This is a genomic window from Chitinophaga sp. W3I9 (assembly GCF_050434025.1).
In the GTDB taxonomy this organism is placed as follows: Bacteria; Bacteroidota; Bacteroidia; order Chitinophagales; family Chitinophagaceae; genus Chitinophaga.
The window spans coordinates 3,516,968-3,540,800 of record NZ_JBNPWC010000001.1 but is presented as its reverse complement, the minus strand read 5'-3'; the positions used below and the strand labels follow the sequence as shown (position 1 = coordinate 3,540,800).

Here is a 23,833-nt window from a genome sequence, read left to right as displayed (position 1 = left end):
ATGGATCAAACGTGGAGTTAATTTTATGCGTTCTTACTTTCTTTCAAAGGTCATCCCGGTAAACACACCGCCACCCTGCACAAAGGCTATCCGGATCCGGTGTTCCCCTTTTGTGAGGCGGATATTTTTCACCACCACCTGCTGCCCCGCAGATGGCACGGCAATATCAGCCGCCAGCACGTTGTCATCGCTGCTGATCTTAAACCTGGGGGCAACACTATCGGTATCTGCTTTTATTTTTACGGTAAGGGTGTAGTTCCCGGCAACGGCAACCCGGGTAGTGTACTGCAGCCATTCGCCGCTTTCAATATGAAATACCACAAACTCATCCTCCTCCTTTTTTATATCCACGCCATCGTTGCGGTAAGCGTGTCCGCGGTTCCCCTGTGTATTAACACCCGGCGTATAATGGTAGCTCGCGGTATCCAGGTCGTTATACGCTGAAAGGTTTCGTCCCAGATCATAGTCCACCGCGCGGATCACAGCCTTGTCTTTGATGATATGTTCCCGGAAAGGAATGGCCTTACCGGAAGCCACCTGGCGGAACATAGCATCTGTCACATCTTTATGGTAAATATTATTTTCGATCCCGGTATTGCCTGCAAATTCCATGAGCGCGCGATAGGCTTCATCCGCCGCAGGTGCGGGCCCTTTGCCGTTCCAGTAATCCAGGAGCGCCTGGTAACCGGACGTGAGCTTTATTTCCAGGGGATTGTTGACCCCCATCTTTTTCAGCTGCCACCATGCCCAGCCGATATCATTGCTTTCTGCCATACTGATAGTATGGGTGAACCAGTTATTGGAGTTTTCCCCCGATTCCCCCAGCCACAACGGGAGGTTATATTGCGCCCGTAAATCCAGGAAATTCTGGATAGAAGCGGTATTGGTGAAGTTGCCGTATTTGTGAAAGCTGATCACCATGTTATTATCCCACGCAGGCAGTATGCCCTTGTAATTATTCCCGAAACCATTTCCTTCTATAATGATGATATGCTGTTGATCTACTTCCCGGATGGCTTTGGTGATGGCTGTCATCAGCTGTTTCAGGGGAATGTTCTTTGTTTCTTTGGTGCCCCTTTTATCCCCGGCGTCTTCAAATCCCCAGTTAGGTTCATTGATAATATCATAACCGCCTATCCAGGGTTCGTTGGCGTAACGCGCTGCCAACTTGCGCCATAAGGCAATGGTTTTATCCCGGTTAGCCTGGCTTTCCCAGAGAGATGGCTTTTCGGGGTGCCTGTCGGAAATAGGCAGATCGTTCCCCTGCCCACCAGGTGCAGCATGCAGATCAAGGATCAGGTACATATGATTGGCCTTACACCAGTTCAGTAGGGAGTCGGTCAGTGCAAACCCTTTTTCCAGCCAGGTATTTTGACCGGCAACCGGCTCCTCATCTGCCGGCAGCGTGTACAGGTTGAAGTGCATGGGCAGGCGAACGGAATTGAACCCCCATGCCGCCATCGAGTCAATATCCCTCCTGGTGGTATGATTGGTAAGCCACGCATCATAAAATGCCTGTGTTTTTTCAGGCCCTATCAGTTCCCGGATCTTTTCGCGGATCCTGTATTGCTGGCCGATATTACCCAGGCGGAACATATAGCCCTCCTGCAACATCCAGCCTCCGAGGCCCATTCCCCGGAGGATCACCTGCTCGTTTTTTTCATTAACAATAATGTGGCCGCGGGTTTTCAGATATCCCTGCCCGTTACCAGGCAGCACAGAAGCCAGCAATAACGTGAGTGCTATAACGTGGAATTTCAGCATGTACAGTGTCTCTTTAAAAAGAAAAATAAGAATATCCAAGATCCCTATTTAAAAGCATAAAATCATTTCCGGCACTACGTCATTTCTACTTCAAAGGACATTAAAACATTGATAGCTAATCTATCTTCATTACATCTTACCTACATCAGCAAAAAAATTTTACATTTAGTAAAACGCTTTTTAGATGAAGCATTTGTTGTTGCTGGCCCTTTTATTCCACGGAAAAATATTATTAGCCCAGAATACAATCGGACTACCCGCTGTGGTGAATTTCAGCAAAGCCCAATACCAGGGAAATGGGCAAACCTGGGACATTGATGTTGACCATAATGGCATCCTGTATTTCGCCAATAATGAAGGGCTTCTTACCTTCAACGGCAATTACTGGAAGCTTTACCCCGTACCCAACAACACCCGCCTGCGAGCAGTAAAAGTGGCGCCGGACGGGAAGATTTATGTTGGCGCACAGGACGACTTCGGGTATTATCTGCCCAATAAAAATGGTATCCTGGAATATACTTCTCTCAAAAAGTATATCCCCGCCGGGCAAACAGAATTTGCAGACATCTGGAATATTGCATTATTCAACAATGGCGTTTACTTCAAAAGCAACAATAAAATATTCGGCTGGCGTAACCGGCAGATAGACGTGTACGATGCCCCCGTAGAATGGAAAATAATGGGCAGCACGGCCCATGGCCTTTACGCGCAGGACCTGAAACAGGGACTGCTGAAATTATTAAACGGTAAATGGCAACCTGTTTGCACCGGCTTCCAGGGCAAATCTCTCCTGGTCACCGCTTTCCTGGAAGAAAAAAGTGATACCCTGCTGGTTGCCACCCTCAAGGATGGCCTTTTCCGTATCACCGGGCAACAGTTACTCCCGCTGCAAACAGCAGCAGATAGTGTTTTCCGGAGCAGCCGTATTTATTGCGCCATCCCGCTGGGTAACGGCCAGCTGGCGGTGGGCACCTTCTCCAAAGGATGCTTTATCATCAATGCCAATAATGGCAGCGTGATCCAGCAATTCAGCATGGACGAGGGCCTTCAGAATAATAATGTGCTCCGCCTGTTTGCTGATCCCCGCCATAATATCTGGCTCGCGCTGGACAACGGTATCGATCAGCTGCGTTACAATACCGCCATTAAACAGATACTGCCCGCCAAACATAATTCGCTTACCACTTATGCGGCAAAGGTGTTTAATCAGCGCCTTTACATCGGCACTTCCGATGGACTATACAGCACACCACTGGACACCGTTGCAGACCTCAGCTATTCCAAAGGCAACTTTCAGCCGGTGGCCAACACCCGTGGCCAGGTATGGAACCTTTCTGCTATCGGCTCCCACCTGCTGATGGCCCACCAGGAAGGAACGTTTGAAATCACCGGCAACAAGGCTGCTGCAGTGCTGAAAGACCTGGGCTGCTGGGCCTACCTGCCGCTTTCCAACAACATACTTACCGGCTGTTATAATGGCCTGGCTATTATCCGCTATAACGGCCCACAGGTGCGTGTCAACCGGCACGTCTCCGGTTTATACGAATCCCTCCGCTTCCTGGCGATGGACCCACAGCAACGTATCTGGTCCTCCCACCCCTACCGCGGTGTATACCTGCTCACCCTAAAAAATGACACCGCCCTGAGCTACCGCTTGTTCACGCAAAAAGACGGGCTGCCGTCCACCTACAATAATTACGTTTTCCGTATTCAACAACGGATGGTAGCCGCCACCATGAAAGGCATTTATGAATTTGATGAAGCCCGGCAGCAATTTGTTCCGTCGCAGGGATTGTTTGCCCCGCTGAAAAATGCAGCGGTGCAATATCTTTCGGAAGACAGCAGCGGCAACATCTGGCTGGTGGCAGATAAAAAGCCGGGAGTATTGAAACCACGGCAGCAAACAATTACCTGGTTCCCCGAACTCACCGGGAAGATCGTTGGCGGCTTTGAGTTCATTTATCCTTTTAATGAGGAGAATATCTTTTTTGGCGGCGACAAAGGCATTTATCATCTCAACTATAAAAAATACTCCCGTCATGATGCCGGCCTGTCGGTATTACTCGGACAAATAAAAGCCACCAACCGGAAAGACACTCTGCTGTATGGCGGCTACCAAACGGCCGGTACGCAGCCGCCAGTGGTACTCCCGAATGCGTTCAACAGTTTTCATTTTGAATATACGGTTCCCCCGGCAGAACAAGGCAATCATATTACTTACAGCTATCAGCTGGCCGGCTTCGATAAACAACCCGGCGAATGGACCGCCAAAACAGAAAAAGAATATACCAATCTCCCTTACGGAAAATATACTTTTTGGGTAAAGGCAAAAGATAACCTCGGCAATATCTCCGCTCCCGCCAGTTATTCTTTTACCATTTTACCCGCCTGGTATCAAACCTATATAGCGAAGACGGTGTATATACTGCTGCTCGCGGGGCTGATCTGGTACCTGTACCGGCGTCAGAAGAAAAAATTTGCTGCACAGAAAGACAAACATCTGCAGGAACAACAACATCTCATTTTTCAACACCAGCTGGAGCTGGAAAGAAACGAGAAACAGCTGATCCGGCTGCGCAATGAAAAACTGGAATCAGACGTACAACATAAAAATAAAGAGCTGGCCACCGCCACGATGCACCTGGTACAGAAAGGCAAACTAATATCCAATATCCGTGAAGAGCTGATACAAAGCGTAAAGAAAACCAATGACCCCGAAGCGCTTCCTTCTTTCAAAAAAGTGATGCGGTTATTTGAAGAAGCAGAGAATAACGAGGAAGACTGGGCGCAGTTCTCCCAACACTTTGATGAAGTGCATAACAACTTCCTGCGCACCCTTAAAAAACAATACCCGGATTTGACCACCACTGATCTTAAACTTTGTGCCTACCTGCGCATTAATCTTACCACCAAAGAAATAGCCCAGTCGATGGGTATTTCCGTACGCGGCGTGGAAACCAGCCGGTACCGGCTTCGCAAGAAACTGAACATCCCCGGCGAAACAGGACTGTATGATTTCCTGATCAATATTACACAGGAATAAATACGCGAATGCTTGTCTCCCCACGGTAAAATCAAAGAAGATAACAGTCACATCACCCGAAGGGGCGTATTTCTTCTTACTTTTGCAGGGAAATTTTTTAAAGCCATATTATTTTGACCAACGAACTTTCAAAATCGAAATATTTCTTTCTTATCCTGATTCTCGGTACGCTCACAGCACTAGGCCCTTTCTCGATCGACATGTATCTTCCCGGCTTTCCGGCTATAGGAAAGGATCTGGGAGTAGATCCTACCAGGGTGGCCTTATCGCTTTCGAGCTTTTTTATTGGGATTTCAGCAGGACAATTACTATATGGTCCGTTGCTCGACCGGTTTGGCAGGAAGAAGCCGCTATTCATAGGACTCGTGCTGTATGTGATTTCTTCTATCAGCTGTATGTATGTGTCTTCCCTGAACGGGCTTATTATCCTCCGCTTTATCCAGGCTATAGGCAGCTGCGCCGCGGCAGTAGCTTCTGTTGCGATGGTGCGTGACCTCTTCCCCGTGAAAGACAATGCCAAAGTATTTGCACTGCTGATGCTCGTAGTGGGAACGTCCCCCATGATTGCCCCTACCGTGGGCAGTTATGTAACCAGCGCCTTTAGCTGGCACGCAGTATTCCTGGTACTGGGCGTTATGGGCGCACTGATCCTGATAGCCACCATCCTCTGGCTGCCGGAAAGTTATAAGCCGGACACGTCGATGTCACTGAAGCCTGGTCCCATTATCAGCAACTTCCTGTCGGTGGTGAGTGAACCACAGTTTTATACCTACACTTTTGCAGGCGCAGTTTCTTTCTCAGGACTGTTCGCTTATGTATCAGCTTCCCCCCAGGTGTTTATGGATATTTATAAGCTCAGTGACAAAGCGTATGGTTGGATCTTTGCAGGCCTTTCGGTAGGACTGATCGGTTCCAGCCAGGTGAACAGCCTGTTGTTGAAACGGTTCAGCAGTCAGCAGATAGTACCGGTGGCGCTGCTTTGTCAAACCATCACCGGGCTTGTTTTCATTGTCTGCGCCTGGAATAATTTTTTATCATTACCCGGTATCATCGTATTGTTGTTCATCTACCTTTGCTGCCTGGGCTTTATCAATCCCAACACGACAGCATTATCGCTCGCCCCGTTCAGTAAAAATGCGGGCAGCGCATCTTCCCTGATGGGCGCCACACAAATGGGAATAGGTGCGCTTGCCTCCACGGTGGTAAGCCTGTATAACACGCACACGGCTACGCCGATGGCGATCACCATGTGCGGCACTTCCCTGCTGGCACTGTTTATATTACTGGTATGCCGCCGGAATATCAAAACGGCTGTGGCAGCGGCGCCTGGCGCCGCTACCATTGCGCATTAAACCAGTACGGCGCCGCCATCTGCCACTACTATCTGCCCCGTGCTGAATCCATTCTGCATCAGGTATAAATAAGTTTGCGCAATATCTTCCGGCTGCCCCACGCGGCCTGCCGGAAGCATGCCGGCAGCCTGTTGATACATGGCTTCGCGATCGGCCTCCGGCATTCCTGCCCAGAGTGCTGTTTTCACAATACCAGGCGACACCGCGTTTACACGTATAGGCGCCAGTTCGATGGCCAGCATGCGGGTGAAGCCCTCCATAGCGCCACAAATGCAGGCACCGGCGGCCCATCCCTGCTGTGGCCTTAAATTGGCGATGCCGGTAGTCAACACCACTGATCCCCCTGGCAATATATTTTTACTGCCATACTTTACGGCATTGAATGCACCGAAAAAACGTAATTGAAATGCTTCCTGCAATTCCGCGGCTGTAAGGCTTTCCACCTGCCCGAACGGGAAGGCGCCACCTGCTGTAAATACCAGATGATCAAAGGCGCCTGATGTGCGAAAGAAGTCACGCACCGCTGCTTCACTCCCCAGATCCAGCGCAAAGCCCTGCGCAGTTCCGGGTAACGTCGCCAATGCTTTATTTACTCTTTCAAGATTACTGGAAACAATGATCACCGTTGCACCCGCCACCGCTGCCGCCTGTGCCGTTGCCAAACCAATGCCGGCCGAACCGCCCAATACCAATACTTTTTTTCCTGTCAGATCCGTATTCATAATTATAATTTTTTATGAACACAAAATTCGGCAGCCGGCAGCAGGCGTCATTTAACAAATGGTAAAAAGCATTAAAGGCGGCCATTTTTCCTGATCCGGCTGAGCGACTGCTGCGTAATACCCAGGAAAGACGCAATAGTACTCAATGGTACACGGGAAACAATATCCGGTTCCTTTTGCAGGAAATACCGGTAACGCTCCGAGGCATCCAGTCCCAGGTATTCGTTCCGGGCCAGCACCTTTTCCAGCAAGCCTTGCCGGGTAATCTGATCTATCAGGGATCTGAGGTAAGGGATTTTTTCGTATAGCCTCATGAGGTATTCCTTATGCAATACAATTACAGCCGCATCACATACCGCCTCCAGTACGTAAGGCGAGGGCGTTTCTTCGAGGTAACTGCCCAGTATGGTGGCACACTTATTTTCTTTCAGAAAAAATATGGTAATATCCTCTCCGTCATCCGTATACTTTACCAGGCGCAATATACCTTCACAAATGAAGAACAGCTCCCGTGGCACTTTGCCCTCCGGCAATAACACCGCTCCTTCCTTCACCTGTTGCACAAATAACCCTTCGGATAACAGCTGCCAGTCGTCATCAGACACCGGATGCAGCTGCTTCAGGAAGCGGTAAAAAGTATCCAATCCTGCCATAGTTATAAATTTCATTACAATATTATGGTAATTAAAGGAAGTCGTACCTTTATATCTCCCAAAAAATAGCTCAATGGCATTCAATGAAAAACTCGCTGATCGCGTACGCGAAATTCTTTATGCTTCCACCGATAACATCACGGAAAAGAAAATGTTTGGTGGCCTGTGTTTCATGGTAAACGATAAAATGTGCGTAGGCGTACGGCCCGATAAAATGATGGTAAGAATTGATCCTGCTAAATCAGACGAGGCAGTCGAATCCTCTTCCGGCGCCGAAGCAATGATTCATGGGGGCAAAGAAATGAAAGGATTTATTTTTGTAGATGAAGGTGAGCTGCACACAAAAAAACAATTACAATACTGGATTAAAATGGCATTAGAATTTAACGTAAATGCTAAGTCTTCCAGGAAAAAATAATCCTATAATGCCGTGGGACTTTGATTTGCTACATTTTTTTCTACCTTTAAAACTACTGTAGCAACAATAGGAACCTGATTTTTTAACCGGCATTATTCGATTACTTATGAACACATTTACGCTGATAACGGCTTTAGTTACCATTAGTGCATTAATTTCCTACATCAACAACCGATTCATTAAACTTCCCGGAACCATAGGTGTGATCGTGGTTTCGCTGTTATTATCTTTACTGATTTCCCTGACGGGTAAAATTTTCCCCGGCGCATTCACTTTTATTAAAGATGTCACCAACGGTATTGATTTCACCGGTACGCTGCTGGACGTAATGTTAGGCTTCCTGCTTTTCGCCAGCGCATTGCATTTCGATTTCAATAAACTAAAAGCACAGCGGTATCCCGTGCTGGTATTGAGTACCGTAGGGGTTATCGGCTCCACTTTTATATTCGGATTCCTGTTGTACTGGGCCACTGAACTGCTGCACATCGACATCCCGCTGGTATACTGCCTGTTGTTTGGCGCACTCATTTCACCTACCGATCCGGTAGCCGTATTATCGATCTTAAAAAAATCAAAAGTCCCGCCCGCCCTTGAAACCATTATTGGGGGCGAGTCTTTACTGAATGATGGTACTGGCATCCTGTTATTTGTGATCCTGAAAGAAGTAGCCGGGCAAACAGATAGTCATGTTTCTCTATCACATGCTGCCGCCCTGTTTTCGCAGGAAGTATTCGGCGGCATCCTGCTGGGTGTTGTTTCCGCTATTGTGGCTTACAGGACCATGAAGCGTGTAGACGACTTCAATATCATTGTAATGGTATCCTTATCCATGGTAATGGTAATTTCTGTGGTAGGCGCTATACTGCACGTATCTATTCCACTGGCGGCCGTTTCCGCCGGATTGATATTGGGTAATACTTCCCTGGGAACAAAAAATGCAGAAGAAATACAACACTATTTTCACAACATATGGAGTCTCATCGATGAACTGCTGAACACCATCCTCTTTGTGATGATCGGGTTGCAGATTGTGATCATGCCCTTCCTGCAAAACTATTGGTTCACCGGTTTAATGGCCACCGTATTTGTACTGATTGCGCGGGCGCTGAGTATTACCATCCCCGCCATTGTATTAAAGCGCTCCCTGAAAACAAATTATAAAAGCATTACCATATTGGTTTGGGCCGGACTGCGTGGGGGCATCTCCGTTGCACTGGCGCTATCGTTGCCGGAATCTCCCTATAAGGAAATTATCCTCTCTGCCAGCTACTTTGTGGTACTTTTCTCTATCATAGTGCAGGGACTCACGCTAAAGAAAGTAGTCGACCGAATGGCGTAGAGCGGATGTTGTCTTTCCCGCTGATTACGCTGATTTTACTGATTACCCGGATTTTTACTTTTGGATTTTTTTCAGATTTTTAGATTTTCTTAAAGTAATAATTAAGGGAGATAAAAGCGAATATATCCGCTGCTATCTCCCTTAATCCTTTATAAAATCAAAAGTAAAAATCCGGGTAATCAGTAAAATCAGCGTAATCAGCGAGAAAGACAAAATCCGCGTTATCTCACGCGGAACTGCTGCGACAACACGAAGTTGTCTGAACTCTTTCCTATATTGATCGTATACGTGCCTTTGTATAGCTTCCACGCGTGTTGCTGCAAATCCCATTTCTGCAACTCTGCTGCTGGCAGTGCCAGTTCCACGATTTCTTCTCCGCCTTTGTTTACACGAACACGTTTAAATGCTTTCAATTCCTTTACCGGCATGCGTTCCATATCCGGATAGGTGATGTAGGCCTGCACTACTTCGTCGCCATCAAAGGCGCCGGTATTTTTAACGGCTACGGATACACGGATGGTATCTTTGCTGCGGTATTCTTTTGCAGGCGTTGCACGCCAGGTATAATCAAATTTCGTATAGCTGAGGCCGTAGCCAAAAGGATATGCTGATTTACCTTTAAAATAACGGTAAGTACGGTTCTTCATGCTGTAGTCCTTATAGTCGGGCAAGTCCTGCAGGGATTGATAAAATGTAACAGGCAACCGCCCTGCGGGCGAATATTTTCCAAAGATGATATCTGCGAGGGCATTACCACCCTGTTCTCCCGGGTACCACGCCAGGATCACTGCATCTGCATAGGGAGCAATGGCAGATACGTCTACCGCACTGCCGGCAGTAATTACCGCAATGATGGGCTTCTTATGCGCTTCCCTTAATTTTTTCATGAACAGAATCTGGGAGCGGGGCAGGCTCAGCGTATTTTTATCGCCGCCGGACGAGGACAGGAAAGCGTCACCTTCTTCTCCTTCCAGCAGAGGCGTTAAGCCGATCACCGCTACCGTTACATCGCAGTTCTGCGAAGCCCAGATACCACCAAAATGCAGGGTATCTGTAAAGTCGCATCCCTGGTCGTATTGCATGGCCATACCCGGACCTGCAGCCCTGGCCAGGCCAGCGGCAAAAGTGACCATGTTACCCGATACACCGTGATAGTTGCCCATCAGTGCTTCCAATGATGCAGAATTGGAGCCGGTCACCAGCATGGAAGCATATTTATCCGGACTTAAGGGTAATACACCATCATTTTTAAGCAATATCATGCTTTCCCTGGCCGCTTCACGGGCCAGTTGGGCGTGATAGCCGTTATTTACACTATCTGCGCCATATCCGTTATAAGGACTTTCCGCGGGCGCATCCAGTAATCCCAGCTTTATGCGCGTACGCAGTGTGGCACTCAGGGCACTGTCTACATTCGCGCTGGTTAACCAGCCCTTATCAATGGCTTTCATCACATCGTCCTGTAAAATATTGGCGCAATCGAGATTTACGCCTGCTTTCACGGCGGCTGCCGCCACTTCCTCACGGGTGGGAATGGCTTTATGACGCAGCCAGATATCGTCCAGTGCCCAGCAATCGGTAACAACCTGTCCGCCAAATTTCCATTCATGCCGCAGGATATCCTGCAACAGCGTATTACCGGTGCAGCAAGGCTCGCTGTTTACGCGGTTATAAGCGCACATGATCGATTCTACTTTGCCGTCCACCAGTTTTTTAAACGCATAGAGATAGGTTTCCCGCAGGTCTTTTTCGTCGATGATGGCATTAAAGCTATGCCGGTCAGCTTCCGGTCCGCTATGAACGGCGAAATGTTTGGCACAGGCCGCCGTTTTCAGCATGCCGGGCACATCTCCCTGTAATCCCTGCACAAAGGCGCCCGCCATGGTAGCAGTGAGATAAGGATCTTCTCCATATGTTTCCTGACCGCGGCCCCAGCGGGGATCACGGAAGATATTGATGTTAGGCGTCCAGAAATTAAGCCCCATATATTGCACATGCCGGTGTTGCTGCACGGCCAGGTTATACTTAGCACGGGCTTCTGTAGAAATGGTACTGGCTACTTCCTTTGCCAGTGGCGCATTAAAGGTAGCCGACAACCCTATCGCCTGCGGAAATACGGTGGCTTCTCCTCCCCTGGCAATACCGTGCAACGCCTCATTCCACCAGTTATACGCGGGGATTTGCAACCGGTCTATCGCCGGGCTGTTATATCCCAGCAACGATATCTTTTCAGGCAAGGTAAGGGTATGCAGCAGGTCGTTCACCCGGTCATTCAACGGCGCATCCGCCCGTTTGAACAATGCCGGCTGCTGTGCAACTGCGTTTGATGTAAATAAAAGTATGAAAGAACCAAAAATGAAAAACTGTTTTCTCCACATGCTAAACCTGATTTTTTTCTATAAGATGATCCACCTCTGCGCAAGTTATCATATAAAAAACATAATCGCATGCCGCCACGCCACCAATGGTTTATTTTGTTTATTATCGTGAAGAAATTAATAAAATAGTATGACTAAATGGGAGAATATCAGGGCCGATTACCCGGTATGCGATAACTGTACTTATTTTTTTACCAACGGCGGCGGCCCGGTAAGTATCCCCTTTGTACAAAAGGCAACGGCGCTTTTCACGGAACTCAGTGAAAAAGGCCGCGGGGTAATGCCCGGCTGGGATCAACAGGCCGACGAAGCCAAAGGCCTCATCGGTGAAATGATCCGCGCAAAGGCCAGTGAAATTGCTTTCATCACCAGCACCTCACAGGCCATGATCCTCCTGTACGGGATGTTTCCCAAACACTATGAAATCATCACCATGCGGGATGAATTTCCCAGCAGCTTTGTGGGCTGGATGCATAACGGTCATACCGTTCATTTAGTAGACAGTGATGATCGTAACCAGATCTCCATAGCAGATATTGCGGCTAAAATCACACCGGACACCCGTATCCTCATCACCAGCCACGTGATGTTCAGAACCGGCTTCCGTCAACACCTGAAAGCCATCGGCGAATTATGCAAACAGCATCAGCTGATCCACATCGTGGACGCCACGCAATCATTCGGCGTAAACGATATTGATGTACAGGAATGTAATATCGATATCCTCATCTTCCACGCCTACAAATGGGTAACTGCCGGCTATGGTACCGGCGCTATGTATGTATCACGGAAAATACTGGATCAATACCCTCCACAGGTGATGAGCTGGTATAATGTAGAGTATGAAATAGCAGATTTCCAGTCGGTAAAGGACTACACGAACTTCACTCCTAAAAAAACCGCCACCGCATTTGAACCCGGCACGCCGCCGTTTGTAAATATATTACTATTGGGAGAAGCGCTAAAATACCTTCATCGTATAGGCATTCGCGATATAGAGGCGTATGTCGGAGAGTTAATTGCCTACCTGGCGCAACAGGCTTCGGCACACGGTATCCGGCTGCTGTCTGACTATCCGCCGGAACACCTTTCTGCCATACAACTGCTGGAAATTACGCCGGCGCAAAATGAAAAAGTTGAAAAGAATAATATCCAGGCGCGATATAAAAATAACATCCTGACGGTAGCCCTTAACTTCTACAACAACAAAGCCGATATCGACAAATTATTTGCCGCGCTGGCCGGGGCTTAGAGCGAATTTTGTCTTGGCTCAGGATTACGCTGATTATACTGATTACCTGGATTTTTACTTTTGGATTTTTTTGATTTTTTTAAGATATAACTAAGGGAGATAACAGCGAATATATCCGCTTCTATCTCCGTTAATCCTTTATAAAATCCAAAAGTAAAAATCCAGGTAATCAGTATAATCAGCGTAATCCTGAGCCAAGACAATTTCCGCGTTAGAAATTGAAATTATCCGGGTCTGGTCCTACCCTTTCGCCACGGTCCAGTGCATCAATCTTCAGCGCATCTTCTTTACTGATCTCGAAATTGAACAGCTGCGCGTTGGAAATCACCCTGTCCTGGCGGATGCTTTTAGGAATGGTTACCACATCCTTTTGCAGGTCCCATCTTAATACCAATTGTGCTACCGACACTTTATATTTCTCCGCGAGTTCTTTCAGCAATGGCACGTCAAATGCTTTACCCTGCATCAATGGGCTCCAGGCTTCAAACTGCACGTTGTTTTTCTGACAGAAATCCAGCAGGGACGGCTGTACCAGGTAAGGATGAAATTCCAGCTGATCCACCATAGGTATTACCTTTGCGCTTTGGAAGAGATCTTCCAGTTGGTGTTGCAGGAAATTACTGACGCCAATGGCTTTTACGCGGCCATCTGCATATAGCTTTTCCAGTGCACGCCAGGTTTCCTTATACTTACCTTTCACCGGCCAGTGTATCAGGTACAGATCAAGATAGTCTGTTTTCAGTTTTCCAAGGGAGGTATCAAATGCTTTCAGGGTACTGTCGTAGCCCTGATCCGCATTCCATACTTTTGTGGTCAGGAAGATATCCTTTCTATCGGTGGCATTTTTTTCAATGGCAATACCCACTCCTTCTTCATTACCATAAATAGCAGCAGTATCTATATGCCGGTAGCCGGCATCCAGTGCATAAGTCACTGAATCGATCACTTCCTGTCCTTCCTTTGTTTTAAAAACACCCAATCCGAAATAAGGCATTTGTACGCCATTCGATAATTGTACCGTACCGTTAATGTCTGTAATATTCATATAATGAAGATTTTATTTTACTGGTTAAAACACCGGAAGGCCGGAGAAGCAAAATTACGACGAAACAACATCGTACCACCAGTATATATGAGAGATATTTTTGTACAAATAAGAGAAAAAGGACCTGCCGGCGCTCTTTCCTCAGATTAGTTTTTTCAATAAAAACCACCTATCTTTGCGGTGCAATTTTAAAAGTATATGAACAACTATCTCACATATCAGGCATGCAGTTACGCAACTACCGTTATCAGAGCGGTAATTGCAAGTACCCGCATTGTCTTAATTCAAGACGGGGAGGCAAATCCATCCCGGATATGAGAGGTTAATATATAACTCCTGAAATCTTTTTCAAGGGCCTCTTCATCCGAAGAGGCCTTTTTATTTGCTTCCCCAATGTCTTCAACAGTTTCTTTAGTAAACAATAAATCAATATGAACACCAACAGGAAATTTATTATTAAAGCATCAATGTCATTGACGCGGCTAGTCCGGTAATGCAGACTTCCTGTTGCATAAAGCAAAGGCCGCTCATTACCAGATGAACGGCCTTTTTTAATTCCTTTTTAAATAAGAATATATGAAACGCTTAGCGGATTTTAGAAATATAGGTATCATGGCACATGTCGATGCAGGTAAAACAACGCTCACTGAACGCATGCTTTACTTCACCGGCTTCACACATAAACTTGGCAACGTAGACGAAGGCAACACTGTGATGGATAGTGATCCGCAGGAAGAAAAGAGAGGTATTACCATTTCCTCTGCAGCGATCACCACCTATTGGCAACACCAGGATCATACCTGGCAGATCAATATTATTGATACGCCCGGCCACGTCGACTTCACCGCTGAAGTGGAACGGTCCTTACGGGTATTGGATGGCGCCGTAGCCGTGTTCTGCGCCCGCTCCGGTGTGCAGCCACAGTCGGAAACAGTATGGCATCAGGCGAATCATTATAATATTCCCCGTATTGCGTTCATCAATAAAATGGACAGGCAGGGCGCCGATTTCCGGCGCGTAGTAAGCGACATACGCCAACGGCTAAACGCCAATGCACTGCCCGTACAGCTGCCCATTGGTGCGGAAGATGACTTCTCCGGGGTAATAGACCTTATCACCATGAAAGCGCTCGTATGGAACACCGCAGACGGTAAAACATATGAAACGCTGGATATCCCGTCGGCCCTGCTGAACGAAGCGCTGGAAGCACGTAATTATTTACTGGAAGAATTATCCCTGCTGGATGAATCTTTACTGAATAAATATACCACTGCTCCCAACAGTATCCTTCCGGAAGATATTTACGCCGCACTGCGCGGCGCTACCATCCGCCTGGAGGCGGTACCCGTATTGGCCGGTGCCGCTTATAAAAACAAAGGTATTCAACCCCTGCTCGATGCAGTGGCTACCTACCTCCCTGCTCCGTCAGACATCGGCGATGTAAAAGCCGCCGATCCGGAAACGGAAGCAACGGTGATGATCCCGGTTAGTGAAAACGCGCCGCTCGCTGCCCTTGCGTTTAAGATCATAACAGACGATTACGTAGGGAAGTTAACGTTAGTGCGGGTATATGCAGGCGTATTACACAGTGGCGATACACTCTGGAACAGCCGCACCAGCCGCAAGGTCAGGATCAGCCGTCTCATGCGTATCATGTCCGATAAATATGAAACAGTGGAAGAAATAGGCGCCGGCGATATCGGTGCGGTAGTAGGACTGAAAGATGTAAAAACAGGCGACTCCCTTTCGCATCCGGATCACCCGGTATTGCTGGAAAAGATCAGCTTCCCGGAACCCATGATCGGCTATGCGATTGAGGCGAAATCTGCCAAGGACAACGACAAACTCGGCGATGCCTTAAACAGGTTGCTGGAGGAAGATCCTACGCTCACCGTAACAGTGGATAACGCTACCGGCCAAACGATTTTGAAAGGCATGGGCGAACTGCACCTCGAAGTAGTGCTGGAAAAGCTGGCAACGCAATATCATCTCGACATCAACAAAGGACAACCGCAGATTGCGTATAAGGAAATATTTACGCAGGCCGTTACCCATCGTGAAGTGTATAAGAAACAAAATGGTGGCTCCGGCAACTTTGCGGACATCCAGTTTGAACTATCACCCGGCGATGAACAGGCAACCGGACTGGAATTTATCAACGAAATCAAAGGCGGTGCTATTCCAAAAGAATTCATTCCTGCGATCAGTAAAGGGTTCGAGTCCGCCATGAACAACGGCGCCCTGGCGGGCTACCCGGTGAAGTCCATGCGCGTGAGATTGCTCGATGGGTCCATCCATAGCAACGACTCCCACGCCCTGGATTTTGAACATGCAGCCATCACCGGTTTCAAAAACGTAGCTGCCAAAGCAGTTCCCCGCTTATTGGAACCCTGGATGAAAGTAGAAGTAACCATGCCGGAAGAATTTACCGGCACCCTCACCGGCGATCTGAACAGACGCCGCGGTGTGATCAAACAAATGGAGATGAATGGAGCCGTGCAAACCATCACCGCCATGGTACCGCTGTCCGAATTATTCGGTTATATAACGGTACTGCGTACACTCTCTTCGGGAAGGGCCGCGGCATCGCTGACATTCGACAGCTACCAGACCGTTCCTGGTAATATTACCAGCCATCTGCTGGTGAAATAAATGAAAATGGTGAAGGACAATCCTTCACCATTTTTTTATGCGAGAAAACCATTTCCTATTGCAACACCTCACGATCGCTGTGAACATCCTGGTAAAATTTCTTTACCAGCCGGCTATCTGGCAGGGAGTTCAACACAGCGATAAACCATTTGCCGTCTTTCTTCACCACCTTGCCCTTATAATAACCGACCGACATCAGCTGGATCTGCCCGGTGGTAAGGTCTGTCCAGAGGTTACTGGCATACATCGTTACCCGCACCGTATCATTTGTGCCGGGGTAAAACTGCATATTAGAGATAAGGTGCCTCGACTGGTAATGCGTGTTCCGGATACTCAGCACCAGGGAATCCATCTTAGCGGTCCAGTTTTGTTTTCCTTTTAGCTTTACCCCATCAATTTCCCCGCGGATGTTATCGTCCATAAACTCCACACATTTATCCAGGTGACCGTTGTCGAAATGCTCACAGAAGCCATAAATCACTTTTTCAATCTGTTGTTGTTCCCGGTATCCCAGGTCGCGGATATGGTCAACGTCCGGAGTAACGGCAGCGGTGCTGTCGGCGGTAATTTTTTCTTCGGGAGATGTGTGGCAGGAAAAGAGGCCTATGGTGCTAAGAACAAGCGCAGTGGCAAACGGGAAAAATCTGGACATCTGAGAAATTTTATGATATAACAAAACAAACGCATAATTAGTTTTATTATATCATAAAATTTCCTGTCTATAACGGACACTTCTGGTGATAATCAATTAATTCAATCGGCGTGTTGGCCAGTTCAATGCCTTTATAATGGGCTTCAATCTCATCTAATACGGCTTCCACTTCTTCCACGGTTTTCATGGTCACCAGCCTGGTGCGGAACTGTTTGATATCAGGTAACCCTTTCAGGTAATTGGCGTAGCAGCCGCGCATTTCGTTGATTCCCTGCACAGGGCCTTTCCATTCCACCGACAGGCGGAGGTGTTTCTTACTTACGGCAATACGTTCTTCCAGGGTGGGGCCAGCCATAATCTCGCCGGTATTCACATAATGTTTGATCTCCCGGAACAACCACGGATAGCCAATTACTGCACGGCCGATCATAATACCATCTACACCGTAACGGTTTTTATATTCCAGCGCTTTCTGCGGGCTATTAATATCTCCATTACCAAAAATAGGAATATGTATACGGGGGTTATTTTTTACTTTACCGATGAGGGTCCAGTCGGCTTCGCCCTTATACATCTGGCAACGGGTACGGCCGTGGATAGCCAGGGCTTTGATGCCCACGTCCTGCAGCCGCTCTGCTACCTCTTCAATATTCTTTGAGTCGTCGTCCCATCCCAGCCGGGTTTTCACCGTAACCGGCAGCTTAGTGGCCTTTACGCAGGCTTCAGTGAGCCGTACCATCAGGTCCAGGTCCTTTAGTACACCGGCGCCGGCGCCTCTTCCGGCTACCTTCTTCACCGGACACCCAAAATTGATATCCAGCAGATCCGGGTTGGTAACATCCACGATCCTGGCAGCCATCGCCAGGCTATCCTCATCCCCGCCAAAGATCTGTATCCCCACCGGGCGTTCATATTCAAAAATATCGAGCTTCTTCCTGCACTTCATAGCATCACGGATCAACCCTTCACTGGAAATAAATTCCGTGTACATCAGGTCAGCGCCCGCATCCTTGCACACCGCCCGGAAAGGAGGATCACTCACATCCTCCATAGGAGCCAGCAGCAAAGGAAAATCAGGAAGCGTTATGTTATCAATCTTTACCAAAATCTATATCTTTTTGCAGAAGCCGCAAAGATAAAGAATAATTACGCGGATTTTGTCTTTCTCGCTGATTACGCTGATTATACTGATTACTTTGATTTGATCACTTTGGATTTTAAAGGATTTCGGGAGATATAAGCGATATATTCCGCTTCTATCTCCCGAAATCCTTTAAAATCCCCAAATAAAATCCAGGTAATCAGTATAATCAGCCTAATCAGCGAGAAAGACAACATCCGCTTTAATTCGCTAAATTTACTTACTTTTCGTTGGTATAATCTTTGGCCCCGCATCCTAAATCTTTCCGTATGCAAAAATTTGACGCCATAGTAATCGGATCAGGTCAGGGGGGAAATCCGCTGGCAAAAAAAATGGAAGAAAAAGGCTGGAAAACCGCGCTCATTGAACAACGCTATCTCGGTGGCACCTGCATCAACGATGGCTGCACACCTACCAAAGCAATGATCGCCTGCGCAAAAGTAGCACATACCGTTTTTCATAGTAAAGACTGGGGCATTCACAGCCACGGATTCATGGTGGATCTGCCGTTTATTGTAGCGCGGAAAAACAATATCGTAACGGAATTCCGCGGAGGAACAGCCAAAGGATTACAATCAGATAATGTAAACATCTTCATGGGAACAGCCGCCTTCACCGGGCATAAAACAATTACGGTGACCGGCCACAAAGGAGAAGAAGATATACTAACTGCCGATCACATTTTCATCAATACCGGCACCAAGCCGTTTATTCCCCCTATACCGGGCCTGGCTGACGTACCCTATCTTACCTCCACCACCCTGCTCGATGAAGTAACGGTTCCGAAAGAACTGATCATTCTCGGCGGCAGCTACATCGCCCTGGAAATGGGACAACTCTATCAGCGTTTAGGCAGTCACGTTACTATAATAGAATCCGCTTCTCAACTGGTATCAAAAGAAGACGCCGACGTGGCGGCGGTAATAAAAAAAATGCTGGAATCGGAAAACATGCAGATCCATACCGGCACACAGGTAACGCACGTATCCCTCAATGGGAAAAGGATCAGCATAGACATTACCACCGGTAATGATAAAGATACTATAACGGGCACGCATATACTGATTGCAACCGGGCGCACGCCACAAACCGCGGCACTGCAGCTCCAACAAACAAATGTACTTACAGATGAAAAAGGGTTTATACAGGTAAACGACCGCCTGGAAACTTCCCAACCGGGCATCTATGCCCTCGGCGATGTAAAGGGAGGCCCTGCATTTACACATATCTCCTACAACGATCATCTCATTATTTATAAGAACATTTTTGAAAATGCAAACATCAGTATAAAAGACCGGCAGATACCTTACTGTATGTTCACCGATCCGCAATTGGGACGTATTGGCATCACTGAAAATGAAGCGCGGAAAGAAGGTATCCCGTTTAAAACAGCATGCCTGAGTATGGACAAAGTTGCCAGGGCCATAGAAACAGGGCAAACAAGAGGTTTTATGAAAGCACTGGTACATGAACACACCGGTAAAATCCTGGGAGCCGCTGTAATAGGCACCGAAGGCGGCGAAATCATGTCCATCCTGCAGATGGCCATGCTTGGCGGTGTCACTGCCACGCAGATACGTGAAATGGTGTTTGCCCATCCGCTCTATGCAGAATCATTAAACAATCTCTTTATGACCCTGGAGAAACCTGCTCCATAATGAGCAATTTTTTCCACAATCTGATATATACCGAATGATCAAACTGTCGAATGTTTCCAAATATTTTGGTCCTGGGAAAAAAGCAGTCGATGATATTTCCTTTGAAGTAAAGGAAGGGGAAACACTGGTACTGCTGGGCACCAGCGGCTGCGGCAAAACCACTACCCTCCGCATGATCAACCGCTTACTGGAAGCCGACAGCGGCCAGATATTTATTAACGGGAAAGAAATACAGGAGCTGTCTCCTGAAATACTCCGGCGTAACATCGGCTATGTATTACAGAACACCGGGTTGTTCCCGCATTACACCGTGAGCGACAACATCGGCCTCGTACCCTCCCTGCTGAAGTGGGATAAAAAACGCATTCACGATCGCACCACCACGCTGATGGATAAACTCCGTTTACCTGCCGCCACCTACGCGGAAGTATATCCGCAGCAGCTCAGCGGCGGACAACAACAACGCGTTGGCCTGGCCCGCGCACTGGCGGCAGATCCGCCGGTACTCCTCATGGATGAACCCTTTGGCGCACTGGATCCGCTTACACGCATCAGTGTCCGGAAGGAATTTAAATCGCTCGATGAGATCAGCCACAGAACCATTATCCTGGTAACACATGATGTGGAGGAAGCCTTTGAACTGGGCCACCGGATCTGTCTCATGAACGAAGGACGTATCCAGCAACTCGGCACACCTGCGGAACTGATCTTCCATCCGGCCAACGATTTTGTAAGGTCCTTCCTCGATCCGCAGCGACTGCAGCTGGAGCTGAAGTCCCTGCAGATAAAAGACCTGTGGCAATGGTTGCCATCTTCCACTGTTGCTGCAAACGGGCAATTAACCGCCTCCAGCACCTGCTGGGACGCCCTGGAAGCCATTACGCAACAGCCGGTAGCCGTAACATACGAACAGGAACAAAAGATAATTGACGGGAATGGACTTATGGCGGCAATAGCTGCCTACAAAAATTAACGCAACGGCATGGAAGCAACCGAAACCTTATTTGAATTTGTACAACAACAATCCGGTAAACTGCTGGAGCAAACCCTCACGCACACCGGGCTTACCTTTATATCTGTGCTGCTGGCCGTAGCCATAGGCGTACCCGCCGGCATTTTCATCACCCGTAAAAAAAGACTGGCAGCACCTGTGCTGGGCTTCGCCGGCGTAATGCAAACCATTCCAAGCATCGCCCTGCTGGGGTTCATGATCCCGCTGTTGGGCATTGGCCCCAAACCCGCTATAGTAGCCCTGTTTCTTTATGCACTGCTGCCCATTATCCGTAATACCTACACCGGTATCAGCGGCGTAGATCCCAATGTAACAGAAGCGGCTACCGGTATGGGAATGAGCCGCAGGCAAATGCTGATGAAAGTACAATTGCCACTGGCCATGCCCGTTATACTGGCCGGTATCCGCACCGCAACAGTGATCAACGTAGGCGTAGCTACACTGGCTGCCTACATCGCCGCAGGCGGACTCGGGGAATTTATCTTCGGCGGCATCGCACTCAACAACACCAATATGATGCTGGCGGGAGCCATACCCGCAGCTTTACTGGCATTGTTGTTCGACTGGCTCTTGTCGCTGCTCCAGCACATCAATATCCGGAAAGCACGTAAAACATTATACGCACTGCCTTTTATCTTCCTGCTTCTCTCCTCCTTCTATCTTTTGCCCGATACCTACAGCGGTAAAATGCTGGCCGGATTCACCCCTGAATTTATGGGCAGAAAAGACGGTAACCTCGGGCTAAAATCCGTATACGGCCTGCATATCCGTACCCTCGTCATCAGCGACATGATCATGTATAAAGCCGCCTACGAAAAAAAGCTGGACGTTATAAGCGGAAGCAGCACAGACGGTAGGGTAAAGGCTTTTGACCTGGTTGTACTGGAAGATGATAAACATATTTTTCCGCCCTATTATGCAGCCCCCATTGTACGGGAAGAAACCCTGCAACAATACCCGGAACTGGAACCGGCACTCAACCTGCTGGTTGGTACAATTAATGATAGTATCATGACGGAATTGAACTACCGGGTGGACTATCTTAAACAAAATCCGGAAAAGGTGGCAAAGGATTTTCTTGTTGCCAGGCAACTCTGGAAACCAGCCGGCAACGGCGCTAAAGGCACTATCCGCATCGGCTCGAAAATTTTTGGCGACGGTTATATCCTCGCCGCCATGTACAAGATGCTGATCGAAGGTCATACCGGTCTTGCTGCAGTCACCAAAACAGGACTCGGCGGTACAAAGATTGTGTTCGACGCATTGGTAAACGACCAGATAGATATGTACCCGGAATACACCGGCACCGGTTTGCTCGTATTACTCCAGGCGCCGCAACAGGTCACAGACAGCATTATCGGCGACAGCCAGAAAGTTTACGACTATGTAAGCGCAGCATTTGAAAAACAATATCGTATCAAATGGCTGCAACCCATCGGATTTAATAATACCTACGCATTAATGATGCGGAGAGCCGCAGCAAAAGAACGGCACATCCGCAGCATTTCTGATTTTACAAAATATGTGAATCAACAGTAAGCACCTGTAATTATGTTACTGAAAGAACAATATGAAACAGTACGGCGGAGAAGCGAAAAAATTTGCGCCCCGCTAAAAACGGAAGACTATGTAGTGCAACCTATTGTGGATGTAAGTCCGCCTAAATGGCACCTGGGCCACACCACCTGGTTTTTTGAAACATTTATCCTGCTTCCTAACGCCAAAGGTTACACGGTTTTTGATCCTCAATATAATTATGTTTTCAACAGCTACTATGAATCCGTTGGCGCACGGGTGATCCGCACCAACCGGGGTAACCTGAGCCGCCCGGCAGTGGAAGATATCATGCGCTACCGGAAGTATGTGGATGAAGCCATGACAGATTTTTTGAAAGAAGAACTGTCCCCGGAGCTGCAGGAGCTGTTTATTCTCGGACTGAACCACGAGGAGCAGCACCAGGAATTACTGTACACGGATATTAAATACATCCTCGGGCATAATCCCCTGTTCCCTGCCTATGATATTCATCATAAAGATATACCCATAGTGAACAATCCCGGCGATACCTGGTTAAATATACGTGCCGGCGTATATGATATCGGCTTTGCAGGGGACGGATTCTGTTTTGATAATGAACTGGGCAGGCATACCGTATATTTGCAGGATTATAAAATCAGTACCACGCTGGTCACCAACACGGAATACCTGGACTTTATCCAGGCCGGTGGCTACCAGGATTTCCGCTACTGGCACGCGGAAGGATGGGACTGGGTAAAAAATAACCAGGTAACCACTCCGATGTATTGGTACAACATCGACGGGAAATGGATGCATTATACCTGGCAGGGGCTTCAGCCAATCATGCCGGATGCACCTGTTACGCATATCAGCTACTACGAAGCGGCTGCATATGCCGCCTGGAAAGGACAACGGCTACCAACAGAGTTTGAGTGGGAGGTGGCCGCACCGCAACTGGCATGGGGCCAACGGTGGGAATGGTGCGAAAGCGCTTATCTCCCCTACCCCGGCTTTGCAAAGGCGCCCGGCGCCATCGGTGAATATAATGGAAAATTCATGATCAATCAGATGGTACTGCGTGGTGGCTCTGAAGTAACTTCGCCCAACCATAGCCGTATCACTTACCGTAACTTTTTCCATCCTTCACTGAGATGGCAATTTACCGGGATAAGATTGGCAGGATGATTGAGACAACGTTGTGAAATGATCCGGATCTCCGGAAAATAGCTTCGCT

At 48.0% G+C, this 23,833-nt stretch carries 17 protein-coding genes; 10 read left to right on the top strand and 7 right to left on the bottom strand.

The window, feature by feature from the left end:
* Positions 1–33: 33 nt before the first annotated feature.
* Complete coding sequence (locus tag QFZ51_RS14750) at positions 34–1,764, bottom strand: cellulase family glycosylhydrolase (RefSeq protein WP_429046781.1); 1,731 nt, start codon at positions 1,762–1,764, stop codon at positions 34–36.
* Between the two features lie 184 nt (positions 1,765–1,948).
* Here QFZ51_RS14750 and QFZ51_RS14745 point away from each other — a divergent pair, with 184 nt between their 5' ends.
* Together QFZ51_RS14745 and QFZ51_RS14740 are read left to right on the top strand one after the other, a co-directional pair.
* Positions 1,949–4,807, top strand: coding sequence for a triple tyrosine motif-containing protein (locus tag QFZ51_RS14745; protein ID WP_429046780.1), 2,859 nt, complete (start codon positions 1,949–1,951; stop codon positions 4,805–4,807).
* Between the two features lie 113 nt (positions 4,808–4,920).
* Positions 4,921–6,159 (top strand): multidrug effflux MFS transporter, encoded by a 1,239-nt coding sequence (locus tag QFZ51_RS14740; protein WP_429046778.1) that lies wholly within the window; start codon positions 4,921–4,923, stop codon positions 6,157–6,159.
* On the opposite strand, the gene QFZ51_RS14735 is transcribed toward QFZ51_RS14740, so the two are convergent.
* Both QFZ51_RS14735 and QFZ51_RS14730 read right to left on the bottom strand, forming a co-directional pair.
* A complete protein-coding gene (locus tag QFZ51_RS14735; protein WP_429046776.1) occupies positions 6,156–6,881 on the bottom strand; it encodes an SDR family oxidoreductase in 726 nt (241 codons plus the stop codon). The two genes, QFZ51_RS14740 and QFZ51_RS14735, sit on opposite strands and share 4 nt — an antisense overlap.
* Before the next feature lie 71 nt (positions 6,882–6,952).
* Complete coding sequence (locus QFZ51_RS14730) at positions 6,953–7,549, bottom strand: Crp/Fnr family transcriptional regulator (protein WP_429046774.1); 597 nt, start codon at positions 7,547–7,549, stop codon at positions 6,953–6,955.
* 58 nt (positions 7,550–7,607) lie between these two features.
* Here QFZ51_RS14730 and QFZ51_RS14725 point away from each other — a divergent pair, with 58 nt between their 5' ends.
* Both QFZ51_RS14725 and QFZ51_RS14720 read left to right on the top strand, forming a co-directional pair.
* Positions 7,608–7,952, top strand: a complete 345-nt coding sequence (locus QFZ51_RS14725; RefSeq protein ID WP_429046772.1) for a TfoX/Sxy family protein — start codon at positions 7,608–7,610, stop codon at positions 7,950–7,952.
* A gap of 106 nt (positions 7,953–8,058) precedes the next feature.
* Entirely contained in the window at positions 8,059–9,291 is a 1,233-nt protein-coding gene (locus QFZ51_RS14720) for a cation:proton antiporter (protein ID WP_429046770.1), read from the top strand.
* A gap of 221 nt (positions 9,292–9,512) precedes the next feature.
* Here the strand turns inward: QFZ51_RS14720 and QFZ51_RS14715 are convergent, their stop codons facing one another.
* On the bottom strand, positions 9,513–11,669 hold the full coding sequence (locus QFZ51_RS14715; RefSeq protein WP_429046768.1) for a glycoside hydrolase family 3 N-terminal domain-containing protein: 2,157 nt from the start codon (positions 11,667–11,669) through the stop codon (positions 9,513–9,515).
* A 130-nt stretch (positions 11,670–11,799) separates the two neighbouring features.
* On the opposite strand from QFZ51_RS14715, the gene QFZ51_RS14710 reads away from it, so the two are divergent.
* The gene (locus QFZ51_RS14710) at positions 11,800–12,921 is read left to right on the top strand and encodes an aminotransferase class V-fold PLP-dependent enzyme (protein ID WP_429046766.1); all 1,122 of its coding nucleotides are present in this window, start codon (positions 11,800–11,802) and stop codon (positions 12,919–12,921) included.
* Positions 12,922–13,132: 211 nt separating this feature from the next.
* On the opposite strand, the gene QFZ51_RS14705 is transcribed toward QFZ51_RS14710, so the two are convergent.
* Positions 13,133–13,966 (bottom strand): aldo/keto reductase, encoded by an 834-nt coding sequence (locus tag QFZ51_RS14705; protein ID WP_429046764.1) that lies wholly within the window; start codon positions 13,964–13,966, stop codon positions 13,133–13,135.
* Between the two features lie 576 nt (positions 13,967–14,542).
* Between QFZ51_RS14705 and fusA the strand changes: the two genes are divergently transcribed.
* Positions 14,543–16,618, top strand: coding sequence for an elongation factor G (gene fusA, locus QFZ51_RS14700; protein ID WP_429046762.1), 2,076 nt, complete (start codon positions 14,543–14,545; stop codon positions 16,616–16,618).
* Between the two features lie 55 nt (positions 16,619–16,673).
* Here fusA and QFZ51_RS14695 read toward each other — a convergent pair whose 3' ends face one another.
* Positions 16,674–17,270 carry a nuclear transport factor 2 family protein gene (locus QFZ51_RS14695; protein ID WP_429046759.1) on the bottom strand — a complete coding sequence of 199 codons (597 nt, stop codon included), beginning with the start codon at positions 17,268–17,270 and terminating at the stop codon, positions 16,674–16,676.
* Between the two features lie 67 nt (positions 17,271–17,337).
* Positions 17,338–18,375 (bottom strand): tRNA dihydrouridine synthase DusB, encoded by a 1,038-nt coding sequence (dusB, locus tag QFZ51_RS14690; RefSeq protein WP_429046757.1) that lies wholly within the window; start codon positions 18,373–18,375, stop codon positions 17,338–17,340.
* A 305-nt stretch (positions 18,376–18,680) separates the two neighbouring features.
* Between dusB and QFZ51_RS14685 the strand changes: the two genes are divergently transcribed.
* The 4 genes from QFZ51_RS14685 to egtB are packed head-to-tail and all read left to right on the top strand — an operon-like array spanning position 18,681 to position 23,784.
* Entirely contained in the window at positions 18,681–20,069 is a 1,389-nt protein-coding gene (locus QFZ51_RS14685; protein WP_429046755.1) for a mercuric reductase, read from the top strand.
* A gap of 34 nt (positions 20,070–20,103) precedes the next feature.
* A complete protein-coding gene (locus tag QFZ51_RS14680; protein ID WP_429046753.1) occupies positions 20,104–21,042 on the top strand; it encodes an ABC transporter ATP-binding protein in 939 nt (312 codons plus the stop codon).
* A 9-nt stretch (positions 21,043–21,051) separates the two neighbouring features.
* Entirely contained in the window at positions 21,052–22,620 is a 1,569-nt protein-coding gene (locus QFZ51_RS14675; RefSeq protein WP_429046751.1) for an ABC transporter permease/substrate-binding protein, read from the top strand.
* 12 nt (positions 22,621–22,632) lie between these two features.
* Positions 22,633–23,784: an ergothioneine biosynthesis protein EgtB gene (gene egtB / locus QFZ51_RS14670; RefSeq protein WP_429046750.1), complete on the top strand. Its 1,152-nt coding sequence runs from the start codon at positions 22,633–22,635 to the stop codon at positions 23,782–23,784.
* Positions 23,785–23,833 lie beyond the last annotated feature (49 nt).